Genomic DNA, 12,446 nt, shown 5'->3' on the forward strand with positions numbered 1-12,446 from the left:
ATCCAATCGTAAAACTATAAACTCTTCAAAAATGAAAACGTTAAGAACTGTATTTATCTCATTCCTTGTAGGAGCTGCTGCCGGCACTGCTGCAGGGTTGTTATTTGCTCCTGAGAAAGGAGAACGAACAAGAAGAAGGTTAAGAAGAAGAGCAGAGGATCTAAGAGACAATATTGAGGAAACCTTAGAAACTCAAACAGCCAAAGTGCAGGATTTTAAAGAATCTGCTCTATCTAAGGCTGGAAAGATGGGGAAGCGATTAACAAATAATTTGAACATCGTTAAAAAACAAAAAGCTTAAGAGGTGTCTGATTTTTTTGTTTTACAGGAAAATGAACTTTTGAAAGGCAAGGAACTATTGCACTCTTAAAAGTTCTTCTCAGCAAAAGAAAAAATTCAGAAATGCTTTAAAAGGGAGCTAATTTGTGTTGGAGCCGGAGAATTATTCCCCGGCTTTAATTTTTTGATAAAAATTAAGGGAATTAAAAATATCTTGTTTTGTAATAGAGACATCATAAACGGCTTTACCTATTTCCTCGAGTAAAACGCAGTTAATGGTTCCCCCAATGTTTTTTTTATCCTGCAATGCCAATGAGGCAATTGAGTTGTAATCTTTGGCGCTTAATTCATAAGTGGCAAATATCTTAAAGATATATTTGGTTATTTCTTTAACGGCTTCTTCCTTTAAATTTAATTTTTCCTTTGAAAGGTAAGCTTCTGCAATCATTCCAATGGCTATGGCTTCCCCATGTAATAGTCGGTTTTCTCCTTGGTCGAGATAAAAGCTTTCTATAGCGTGGCCAATGGTATGTCCAAAATTAAGGACCTTTCTAAAGCCTTTTTCAGTTGGATCTTCTGTTACAATTTTATGTTTAATACCTACGGAATGTCTGACAATTTCGGTCCAGTTGAATTCTTCTAAAGATTTATGCTTGATGTAATTAAATTGGGTAGCATCGGCTATAAGATTATGTTTGATTACTTCGGAAAAGCCGGAACGAATTTCTCTTTGCGGCAATGTTTTGAGAAATATTGTGTTAATAATCACCTGGTCTGGCACATGAAAAACACCAATGTGGTTTTTAAATCCATGAAAATCAACACCTAATTTTCCGCCAATGCTGGCATCCACTTGTGATAAAAGAGTAGTTGGTATATTGATAAAAGAAATGCCTCTTTTGTAAGTAGCAGCGCAAAAACCTCCCATGTCACCTATCACTCCTCCCCCCAGGTTAATCAGTAAGGCATGTCTGTCAAATTGCTCGTTGGTCATCCATTCCCAAATTAGCTGACAGGTCCCAAGGTGTTTATTTTCTTCTCCACTTTTGATCTCAAAAACAGTATGAGTAGGTAATGCTGTCTGAATTAAAGGATAACATGAAGCATGAGTATTTTCATCTACCAGAACCCCAACTTTTGAAAAAGTTTTTCCCTGGAAGAAATTTTTTAAGTCAGAAGACAGGTCATCTGATATGGTAATGTAGTCTGGTAACATAAAAATAATTTAATTTCTTCAGAAAAGAATTGATTTAATCGGCCTAGAAGATTCCCATGAGTTTTTATCTTTATTGGATGAAGAGCTGCTTCATGGGAGTTCTTCAGTTTATATTTATCGAATTGAAAAGTAAAATTTGAACACCTGATTATTTTTATTAAAAGATCGAAAACACGATATGAACCGAAATTGAGTATACGTCAAATTTAATCCTCAAAAAAAATAGGTGGTTGTTTTTATTTATTGATAGCTCTATTTTTTTATTAAATACTTAAAAATTAAGCAATCAACTGATAAGTAATAATCAACAACAAAGCTCAAATATAGCTCATGTAATTTATTATTTTTTATCTTTGCGGCAGTTATTAAGATTATTAGATATATGCGATGAAGAGAAGGGTTTCTTTTGATGATATTTCGGTGGCATTTTCTTCCAAGTCGGACAAGGCTTTGATGAAAACTTATTTAATTTTTGCCGGAATGAATAACCACACACTCATGAAAATGGGTACTTCTTCCATTAAAGGGGCTTTTAAGGTGGGATTGCCCATTAGTTCATTAATTAAAAATACTATTTTTGAACAATTTTGCGGTGGAGAAACGATTGAGGAATGTGAGCCTACTATTAAGCTATTAGGTAAATTTAATGTAGGGACTATTCTGGATTATTCCATAGAAGGGGAAAAGACAGAGGCTGGTTTTCAAAATACTACTCAGGAGACTATTCGGACAATTGAAAAAGCACATCGCTCCCCTCATGTTCCATTTTCAGTTTTTAAAGTTACTGGCTTATCGGAATTCGCTTTGTTGGAAAAAGTGCAAGCTGGAGAGGAGCTCAATGAAAGTGAAAAAGAAGCTTTTCAGAGGGCGATCGATAGAATTGACCGTATATGTGAAAAAGCACACGAGTTGAATGTTCCAATCTTTATTGATGCAGAGGAGTCGTGGATCCAGGATGCAGTTGATCGCATTGTTTATGCCATGATGGCAAAATACAACAAAGAAAAGCCTATTGTATACAATACATATCAAATGTATCGACATGATATGTTGGGTCGTTTGAAGGAAGCTTTTAGCCAGGCAAATAAAAGTGGGTATAAAATCGGTGCAAAATTAGTTCGTGGGGCTTATATGGAGAAAGAAAGCCTTAGAGCAGCGCAAATGGGCTATACTAACCCAATTCAGCCTGATAAAGAATCTTCGGATAGGGATTATAATCTTGCACTGGAATTTTGTGTAGAAAATATTGATCGTATTTCCCTTTGTAGCGGTTCTCATAATGAATATAGCAATTATCTGCTAGTGGATTTGATGGAAAAACAAAACCTCAAACCCAATGACGAAAGGGTTTATTTTGCTCAGCTTTTTGGTATGAGTGATAACATCTCTTTTAATTTGGCCAAGGCTGGTTATAATGTGGCTAAATATGTGCCTTATGGTCCTGTAAAGTCAGTGATGCCTTATTTATTTAGAAGGGCCGAGGAAAATTCATCCATAGCGGGGCAGTCCAGTCGGGAATACCTGATGGTGAAGGATGAGTTGCAAAGAAGAAAGGCCGTAAAAAAACACTAAAAGAAAATATTCAAAGTTTAATAATTGGGTGTTTTCAAGAAAAATTTGATGCTTAAAAGAATAAGTTTAAGTAAGTTCTAAAAAGGTATTTTGTTCAGTTGTTGCTGACAATATGATACAAATCAGGTAATATATTTCCTGATTCATTGAATTGATACTAATCTTTAATTTTGCGATCTGAAATAGATTGACCTATTATGTTTTTGAGTGAACAAGAAATAATAAGAAGACAGGCCAGAGAGGAGCTGATGAAATTGGGTATTGAGCCTTATCCTTCAGCCCTTTTTGAAGTAAACACCACAACTGAGGAGATCAAAAGAGACTTTGACGAGGCTAAAGGCAATTTTAAGGATGTAGTTATTGCTGGTAGGATCATGAGTCGTAGAATAATGGGCTCAGCCTCATTTGCTGAAATTCAGGATGCCAGTGGTCGTTTACAGGTTTATTTAAGAAGGGATGATATTTGCCCTGGGGAGGACAAAAGTCTTTATAATACGGTTTTTAAAAAACTATTGGATATAGGGGATTTTATTGGAGTGAAAGGGTACGTATTTAAAACCCAAACAGGGGAGATTTCTCTCTATGTCACTTCTTTGACCGTATTAACCAAATCTTTAAAGCCTTTACCAATTGTAAAGGAAGCCGTTGACGAAAGGGGGGAAAAGAAAACTTATGATGCCTTCACTGACCCAGAACAACGTTATAGGCAAAGATATGTGGATTTAATAGTTAATCCACAAGTGAAAGATACCTTTATTAAACGTACACAACTGACCAATTCTATGCGTCAGTATCTAAATAATAAAGGATATTTGGAGGTAGAGACGCCTATTTTGCAGCCACTGTATGGTGGAGCTGCCGCTCGTCCTTTTAAAACGTATCACAATACCCTGGATATGACGCTATATTTGCGTATAGCTAATGAGCTTTATTTGAAGCGTTTGATCGTTGGCGGTTTTGATGGCGTTTATGAATTTTCGAAAGACTTCCGAAATGAAGGAATGTCTCGATTCCATAATCCTGAATTTACCCAAATCGAGCTTTATGTGGCTTATAAGGATTACAAGTGGATGATGGAATTGGTGGAGGAAATGTTGGAGAAAGTAGCTTTGGACTTGCATGGAACTACAAAAGTGCAGGTTGGTGAAAATGTTATCGACTTTAAACGTCCATGGAAACGTTTTACCATGTTTGAAGCCATTGAACATTTTACGGGAATTGATATTTCTCAAATGGATGAAGTCCAACTTCGTGGAACGGCTGAACAGTTGGAAATTCCTGTTGATGATACCATGGGTAAAGGAAAACTTATTGATGAGATTTTTGGGGAGAAATGTGAGCCAAATCTTATTCAACCAACCTTTATTACGGATTATCCGGTAGAAATGTCTCCTTTGGCTAAGCGTCATAGAGATAAACCTGAACTGGTGGAGCGATTTGAGGCGATTTGTAATGGAAAGGAAATTTGTAATGCCTTTTCTGAGTTGAACGATCCGATTGATCAAAGGAAAAGATTCGAAGAGCAATTGGAATTAGGAAAAAGAGGAGATGACGAGGCCATGGTCTTAGACGAAGATTTCCTTCGTGCTCTGGAATATGGAATGCCACCTACAGCAGGGTTAGGTATTGGAATTGATCGTCTGTCGATGATTATGACTAATTCTTCATCTATTCAGGATGTGCTGTTCTTCCCGCAAATGAAGCCTGAAAAGAAAGTGGTTTATGCTTCTAATCAAGATTATGTAGATGCAGGAGTTCGTGAAGAATTGATTCCCGTATTACATAAATTGGGAGTACTGACTATTGAGGAACTTCGACAAAGAGAGCCTAACAAGCTGTTTAATGATGTTTGCGGCATGAGAAAGAAGTTGAAGCTAAAAGAGGTTAAGAACCCTACTTTGGATGAAGTTAGCTCCTGGGTGGAGGGACAGCCAGCGGAGTAAAGGTGATTAGGAATTAGTAATTTAGAATAACAAAAGTAAAAAGTTTAAAAGGGTTACTACTTTTGTAAACATATTTTAATATGAATAAGAAAAGACTTTCTTTGTAGGGAAGTCTTTTTTATTTTTTGTCGAACCTTAATTTTGAAAGGGTATCGAATTTTTGGATTGGCTCGATAAAAGTAGTTAGTACCAAAAATCTCTAAGGTGGCTAAAGAAGATACAATGGCCTCTTCTCTTATGCGTTCAAATTAATTGTCCCAAAAGGTTCTTCTCCGGCTTAGTTTCAAATCTTGTAATATGGATGCCTTTACAGCTATATATAAGCTGAAGGACTGATATTGTCCTAAAGGAGTCCAGTCAAACTGCAAATCCCAACAGTGTAAATCACGTGAAATATTTAAACGGGTAGTATTTTCAACCAATGCTTTCTTTTCAAAATCATAGCCAGAGCTAAACCCAATTTTCCACTTTTCTGTGATACTTACATCTCCAGAGAAAGTCAGGGATTGCGTAATGTCAGACTTTTTAAAACCGTCTTTTCTATAATTTAAGTTATAGTTAACCCTTAAGTTCCAGGGGACACTCCAATCGATATACCGATCCGGATTAGCTCGGATCTCATCTAACTGATCTTCCGTTGCATTAGTCTCTGGATTACTATTCGGATTGAAAATATCATTAATGGACTTTGGGTTTAAGCTAGTGCCCAAACTCAGGTTTATGCTTTGGAGGTTTCCTAGGCCCTGACCGAAATTCCAGGCATATTCATTAATTTGACGCTGTGCAATTTGTTCCAAGCCATTGCTATCGGTGTAGGTACTATCCAAAACAAATGCATAGGGGTCTAAGGTAGCATTTATACTTACATCAAGCTTATTATTAAACAATCTTGTACGGGCAGAAAGAGAAATATTATTAAGGTTTAAGGAATCCCTAAGAAAATCATAACCACTACTTATTGAAAAGTTATCCAATAGGTTTACATTTTTGGTTCCTACCCCTGTGGTGTCATTCTTGTCTTCTACCTTCATTTCCAGGGTATTTGAAATAGAGAAATTCATCGTACTTCTCTCCATTCCAGTCGTCCCACCGTACAAAAACCCTTCGTATTTGGAAAGTCTTCGCGTATCCCCGTCTTCATTTATTTGTACATCCTGAAAGATGTCCTGTCCAGTTTCTGGTGTATAACTATAACTTACACTTGGAACCATAGTATGTCGTATGGCTTTTACCTTTCCCTTTTTAAAGTAATAGGTTCCATACATACGAGTGTTAAGGCTGGCACCGGCATCCCATGATCCAGTTCTGGAGAGACTTCTGACCGTGTCAATTCTTACTCCATTTGCTTGTTCGTCCCATTCATATTCTAAATGTTTGTCATACCAGGTTTCGTTGTAGTTAATGTTTGGTGTTATGGTAAAGTGTTTTAATACATTCATTGACATTTGCACGGGAATCCTATGTTGCATGCCGTATTGCGCCCTGTTCAAAATGGTTCCCATGTGATCGAGATCAAAGGGGACTCTTTCACTGTCTTCTGGACTGGCATTGATAACATTTATGTCATCAAATGTATTGTTTCGGGCCTGATTGGTGATTTCATTTTTGGCAGTTAAGCCGTAACTCACATTAATCTTTTCATACCACTTGTTTCCACTACTATTTTGAGATCGGAATGGATAAACGGTACTCATATTAAAACTAAGTTCAGGTAAAGTTAAGTTTACAGTACTATCCCGAACATTTTGGTTGTGTCGACCACTGATAGCTAAATTAAAAGGTGTCCCCTGAAAAGTTTTGGAATACTGGACATTGGAGCTAAATGTAGAGTTGATTCGATCGCTTATCGATTGAGCATTAACCTCGTTATAAGAAGAAGAACCAAAATTTACATTAGCAGAAAACCGACTGTTTCCTCTTGATTCCGGTTGGTGACTCCACGTTACCCAAAAGGTTTGACTGTAGGAATCATCTAAAATAGATTCCTCTCTCGGAACTAATTTACTGTAGCTGATATTAAAGTTTCCGTTATACTTATATCGTTTTTTATAGCTGGAAGATAACTTTAATTCATTACTTCCCTGGGAGTAAATTGAGCCTAAAAGGGTAAGGTTAATGTAATCATTAATGTGGAAATAATATCCTCCATCTTTTAAAAAGAAACCTCTTCTGGTTTCCTCTCCATAGCTAGGGACAACTATTCCAGATGCATTGGATTGGGGAGCAGGGAACATTCCAAATCCAAAGCCTATGGGAGTAGGAACATTATTAAAATGGAGGTTAAATGGACCTGTTACAATATTACCATTATCCAGCCTTTTAATTTTTTTTGCTGCAATGTGAAAGTGGGGCTCTTTTAAATTACAAGTGGTATATATGGCGTTATGAATGAAGGCATCCCCTTGATCATTTTTAACGATATCTTTGCCCTGGATGTAACCTTCGCCATCCTGGGTTACTACTCCTCTAATAACAGCTTTGTCCGTCTCAAAATTGTAACTCATACTGTCGGCTTCATAAGTTTGACCCGATTGAGTGAAAACAGGAAATCCAATTTTGGTGCCAAGGGAGTCTACTCTTCCATTTGCCTCCACCGTGTTGTCTTTCATATTGATTTTAATGAAGTCCGCCTCTAGTTTTATATCCCCATAATTAACTTTGGCATTTCCCCAGAGATAAACTAACTGGTTCACCATATCAAAGGTGGTAGAGTCGGCAGCTGTATAATCAATACTGGATTCTATATCTTTGGAACCTTCCGAGTATACCTGAACTGTGTCTTCCTGAGATTCTACTGTTAATGTATCAGAAAGGACGTTTTCTTGAGAAAGAGAGTCAGTAGCCAATTTATCAGCCAGATTAGTTGACTTCTCTTGGGTGATTTCAAAAGTATTAGGAATTGAATGGACAGGCTCCACAGCTCCTTTCAATAAGAGAGAGTCCGGTAGTGCATGCAAATTCTTTTGTTTAGGCCGGGAGTTTAAATCCTGAGCTTCTAGATCAGCTAAAAAAAAGAGTGTAAGAAGGAGTAAAAATGCCTGTTTCAAATTGTGCTCTAGTTGTTTCAGATTTACGGAAAAATTTTCAAATTTGCGTAAAGTTATATTATAAAGTCAAATTGGCCGAAATATTGTGCGGAATATTCAATTAATTTTCTTCCTTTCATTAATTTTTGTTTTGACAGCAAATCATCCCGCTATAAGTCAATCAAAGTTGCGTACGGTGGTTATAGATGCAGGTCATGGGGGATTTGATCCCGGGAATTTGGGAAGTTTTTCCAAGGAGAAAGATGTGGCATTGAAAATTGCTTTAAAAGTTGGGGAGTATATTAACAAATACATTAAAGGTGTTAAAGTAATTTATACACGCAAAGATGATCGTTTTATTGATCTAAAAGAACGTGCTGAAATTGCTAACAAAAATAATGCCGATTTATTTATTTCCATTCATTGTAATTCTGTCGAAGGTCCAGCAGCCAAAAGGGCTTATGGAACAGAAACTTGGGTGATGGGATTGCATGCTCAAAATAGAAACTTTCCTGAGGTGGCAAAAAAAGAAAATGCCGCCATTTTATTGGAAGATAATTATAAGGACAATTATGAAGGTTTTGATCCGGAATCTCCCGAATCTCATATAATATTTTCTTTATTTCAGAATGCCTATAGGGAAAATAGCACTTTATTTGCAAAAAAGATTGAAGATCAGTTTAAATTCAGGGTAGGAAGGAAAAGTCGTGGTGTAAAGGAAGCTGGTTTTGTAGTGCTTTGGAAAGCTGGGATGCCCAGTGTGTTAATTGAAACAGGATTTCTAACCTATCCGCCAGAAGAACGTTATTTGAATAGTGAAGAAGGACAAGTCTATATTGCCTCCGGTATATTTAGAGCCTTTCGGGATTATAAAAATGAAATCGAAGCGTTGAATTAATTTTTTATTTAGGTGAAACTATCAAAGGAATTTAAAGTCGGGATCTTGGCTATTGTAGCCTGTACCATTTTGTATTTAGGGGTTAATTTTTTAAGAGGAATTGATTTTTTTTCTTCCACTAACCGTTATTATGTGTATTATAAAAATATAGATGGATTAACGGTCTCCAATCCTGTATTAGTGAACGGTTATACTGTGGGAAGAGTAAATAAGATTATGATTGACCAGGAACATGAAAACCGTTTATTGGTGGAGTTCGATATTGATAAAGAACTGGTTCTAGGAAAGAATTCAAAGGCTCTGTTAATTAGTAGTGATTTATTAGGTAGTAAAGCTATTGATCTGAAAATTGGAAAAGTCACAACGCCCTTGGCAAGTGGTGATACGATAAGGGGCGAAATTACGGTTCCCCTTACAGAAATGATAGAAAAGAAAGTACTGCCAATTACTGACAAACTTTATAATATATCTTCCCAAATGGAGGAGTTTATGGATGAAGAAGGTGATTTAAGGCAGATGATGAAAAAATTAAACAGTGCCTCAAATGATTTTAAGGGTATTTTGTCTGATAATAGAGATAATTTAAAGGTAACCACCGATAAATTAGCAGAAATTTCAACTTCTTTGGCTGATCCGGAGAATGGCCTGGAACCTTTGGTGAGTAAAATGAACCATGTGGCAGATTCCGTTAAAGAAATGAGGCTTGCCCAGATATCTGCTAACCTTGATAAGGTTTTAACTAATCTTAATGTAACCCTTGAAGGGCTTAATGAAGGTAAAGGAACTCTTGGACAGCTCACCCAGAATGATTCCTTATACAATAGTATGAATCTGGCTACTGCAGAGTTAGCATTATTATTGGAAGATTTGAGAGAAAACCCAAGAAGGTATGTCCACTTTTCCCTGTTTGGAAGAAAAGAAAAAGAGGAACCAGTGTCCGCAAACAAGGAGGATTAGCCATTTTAATTAAATATCTTTTTTTAGGAAGTTCGCTTCACATTATTTCCTTAAAAAGATTAAGGTCGGGATATATTTATTATATTTAAAGTCGGTATGTAGGGCTCACCTAAGCTTCTCATACCGACTTTTTTTGTTTTTTGTATTTGATTGAAATTACTTTTTTCTTTTCTTATGGATTTAGAGTTTAATAAAAATGAGGATTCTTTAAAACAATTATGCTTTGAATTGAAGGCAAAGCTCAATAAAACACATTTAGGGGGAGGAGAAAAGAAAATTGCCGCCCAACATAAAAAAGGAAAACTTACAGCAAGGGAAAGAATTCAATTTTTGATTGATGAAGGCTCTGAATTTCTGGAGGTTGGGGCATTGGCAGGGGAAGGAATGTATGAAAAAGAAGGAGGTTGTCCTTCTGCAGGAGTGGTTACCGGGATCGGCTATATTAATAATCGACAATGTGTGATTGTGGCTAACGATGCTACAGTGAAAGCAGGGGCGTGGTTTCCAATTACAGCAAAAAAGAACCTGCGGGCACAGGAAATCGCTATGGAAAATCGGCTACCTATTGTTTATTTGGTAGACAGCGCCGGTGTTTATTTACCAATGCAGGATGAAATTTTTCCTGATAAAGAGCATTTTGGTCGGCAATTTAGAAATAATGCAAAGATGTCGTCAATGGGAATTGTGCAGATTGCTGCTATAATGGGGAGTTGCGTTGCTGGAGGTGCCTATTTGCCTATTATGTCTGACGAAGCTTTAATTGTGGATAAAACGGGCTCTATTTTTCTAGCAGGTTCTTATTTGGTTAAAGCGGCCATTGGTGAAAAAGTAGATAATGAGACCTTGGGGGGAGCATCTACGCATTGTGAAATTTCTGGGGTTACAGATAATAAATATGATTCTGATGAGGACTGTTTAAATGCTATTCGGTCGATATTTGATAAAATGGGGGACTTTGATAAGGCGGGTTTTGATAGAATCCCTACCGTTGCTCCCAAAAAAAAGGAAGAAGATTTATATGGTATTCTCCCTCGCGATCGGGTAAAACCTTATGATATGTTGGAGATCATTCATCGTTTGGTTGATGCTTCTGATTTTGAGGAATATAAACCTCTTTATGGGAAAAGCTTAATTTGTGGGACGGCTCGTATTGATGGTTGGGCAGTAGGGATAGTCGCTAACCAAAGAACGATTGTCAAATCAAAAAAAGGAGAAATGCAGATGGGAGGGGTGATTTATTCGGATTCTGCCGATAAAGCTGCCCGTTTTATTATGAATTGTAATCAACGTAAAATTCCACTGGTTTTTCTTCATGATGTAAGTGGCTTTATGGTTGGAAGTAGGGCAGAACATGGCGGAATTATTAAGGATGGAGCTAAAATGGTAAATGCTATGGCTAACTCGGTGGTGCCTAAGTTTACCATTATTATTGGAAACTCTTATGGGGCAGGAAATTATGCTATGTGTGGTAAAGCTTATGATCCCCGACTAATTTTTGCTTGGCCTACAGCTCAATTAGCTGTTATGAGTGGGGGCTCGGCTGCGAAAACCTTACTTCAAATTAAAATTGCAGGTTTGAAATCTGAAGGAAAAGAATTAAGTCCTGAAGGGGAAGAAAAACTTTTGAAGGAAATTACGGACCGTTATAATGAACAATTAAGTCCCTACTATGCAGCCGCAAGGTTATGGGTAGATGGGATTATTGATCCACTAGAGACCAGACAAATCCTTTCTAAGGGAATAGAAGCCGCGAACCATGCTCCAATTACAGAACGTTTTAATGTCGGGGTGATCCAGACCTGAAAACGGTAATTTTTATGACTGAAAGGGAGATTAAAGCACTTGTATCATTATTGGATGATCCAGATGTTGAAGTGTTACAGCATGTAGAAAGTAAAATCCTTTCATTGGGTGAAGTAGTTATTCCCTTTTTAGAAAATAAATGGGAAGAGAGCCTTGATCCCGACTTACAACGTAAGATTGAGGAAATGCTTCATCAGCTTCAATTTGAGAATTTGAAAATAAAATTGATCAATTGGAAAAAAGATGGAGGCAGGAATCTACTTGAAGGGATGTGGTTAGTGGCTTTATTTCAATATCCGGACCTTAAGTTAGAATTTCTTAAAGCAGAAATTAACCAGATTTATTTTGAGTCGTGGTTGGCTTTTCGTTCTGAGCTCCACCCTTTTGATCAAATAAAGGTGCTTAATAGTATTTTTTTTGGAAACTTTCGCTTTAAAGCTAATACGAGGAATTTCCATGCCCCTGCAAATTCTATGATCAATATGGTATTGGAGAGCAGACGTGGAAATCCTATTTCTTTGGCTGTAATTTATATGTTAATTGCGAGGAAATTGGAGATGCCCATATATGGGATTAACCTTCCCAATATTTTTGTTTTAACTTATAAAACCAAAGAATTCCAGTTTTATATTAATCCTTTCAACAGGGGGCTAATCTTTACACGTGAGGACATTGATAATTATTTAAAACAAATAAGTGTAAATCCTTCCCCTACATTTTACGAACCTTGCAGCCATCTTCAAATTGTAAAA

9 protein-coding genes are annotated in these 12,446 nt (G+C 36.8%); 7 read left to right on the forward strand and 2 right to left on the reverse strand.

Features of this window, described 5'->3' with window-relative positions; translation table 11 throughout:
* Window positions 1-301: YtxH domain-containing protein (locus E1171_RS17540; protein ID WP_222931533.1), on the forward strand; the 301-nt coding region annotated here is incomplete at its 5' end.
* A 141-nt stretch (window positions 302-442) separates the two neighbouring features.
* On the opposite strand, the gene aroB is transcribed toward E1171_RS17540, so the two are convergent.
* Window positions 443-1,495 (reverse strand): 3-dehydroquinate synthase, encoded by a 1,053-nt coding sequence (gene aroB, locus E1171_RS17545; protein ID WP_155207359.1) that lies wholly within the window; start codon window positions 1,493-1,495, stop codon window positions 443-445.
* A 387-nt stretch (window positions 1,496-1,882) separates the two neighbouring features.
* Between aroB and E1171_RS17550 the strand changes: the two genes are divergently transcribed.
* Window positions 1,883-3,067: a proline dehydrogenase family protein gene (locus tag E1171_RS17550; RefSeq protein ID WP_155207360.1), complete on the forward strand. Its 1,185-nt coding sequence runs from the start codon at window positions 1,883-1,885 to the stop codon at window positions 3,065-3,067.
* 197 nt (window positions 3,068-3,264) lie between these two features.
* On the forward strand, window positions 3,265-5,010 hold the full coding sequence (gene lysS, locus E1171_RS17555; protein WP_155207361.1) for a lysine--tRNA ligase: 1,746 nt from the start codon (window positions 3,265-3,267) through the stop codon (window positions 5,008-5,010).
* Between the two features lie 248 nt (window positions 5,011-5,258).
* Here the strand turns inward: lysS and E1171_RS17560 are convergent, their stop codons facing one another.
* Window positions 5,259-8,057: a putative LPS assembly protein LptD gene (locus tag E1171_RS17560; RefSeq protein ID WP_155207362.1), complete on the reverse strand. Its 2,799-nt coding sequence runs from the start codon at window positions 8,055-8,057 to the stop codon at window positions 5,259-5,261.
* 130 nt (window positions 8,058-8,187) lie between these two features.
* Between E1171_RS17560 and E1171_RS17565 the strand changes: the two genes are divergently transcribed.
* The 4 genes from E1171_RS17565 to E1171_RS17580 all read left to right on the forward strand — a co-directional run.
* Window positions 8,188-8,934, forward strand: coding sequence for an N-acetylmuramoyl-L-alanine amidase family protein (locus E1171_RS17565; RefSeq protein ID WP_155207366.1), 747 nt, complete (start codon window positions 8,188-8,190; stop codon window positions 8,932-8,934).
* Between the two features lie 12 nt (window positions 8,935-8,946).
* Window positions 8,947-9,891 (forward strand): MlaD family protein, encoded by a 945-nt coding sequence (locus E1171_RS17570; protein WP_155207363.1) that lies wholly within the window; start codon window positions 8,947-8,949, stop codon window positions 9,889-9,891.
* A gap of 174 nt (window positions 9,892-10,065) precedes the next feature.
* Entirely contained in the window at window positions 10,066-11,694 is a 1,629-nt protein-coding gene (locus E1171_RS17575; RefSeq protein WP_155207364.1) for an acyl-CoA carboxylase subunit beta, read from the forward strand.
* Between the two features lie 14 nt (window positions 11,695-11,708).
* On the forward strand, window positions 11,709-12,446 hold a 738-nt coding region (locus tag E1171_RS17580; RefSeq protein WP_155207365.1), incomplete at its 3' end, for a transglutaminase-like domain-containing protein.

The organism is Xanthovirga aplysinae (assembly GCF_009711365.1).
Lineage (GTDB): Bacteria > Bacteroidota > Bacteroidia > Cytophagales > Cyclobacteriaceae > Xanthovirga > Xanthovirga aplysinae.

What these genes read in the sequence shown, in the direction of transcription:
- lysS (WP_155207361.1), top strand. Translation starts at nt 3,265, where the DNA reads ATGTTTTTGAGTGAACAAGAAATAATAAGAAGACAGGCCAGAGAGGAG.
- E1171_RS17575 (WP_155207364.1), top strand. Translation starts at nt 10,066, where the DNA reads ATGGATTTAGAGTTTAATAAAAATGAGGATTCTTTAAAACAATTATGC.
- aroB (WP_155207359.1), bottom strand. Translation starts at nt 1,495, where the DNA reads ATGTTACCAGACTACATTACCATATCAGATGACCTGTCTTCTGACTTA.
- E1171_RS17550 (WP_155207360.1), top strand. Translation starts at nt 1,883, where the DNA reads ATGAAGAGAAGGGTTTCTTTTGATGATATTTCGGTGGCATTTTCTTCC.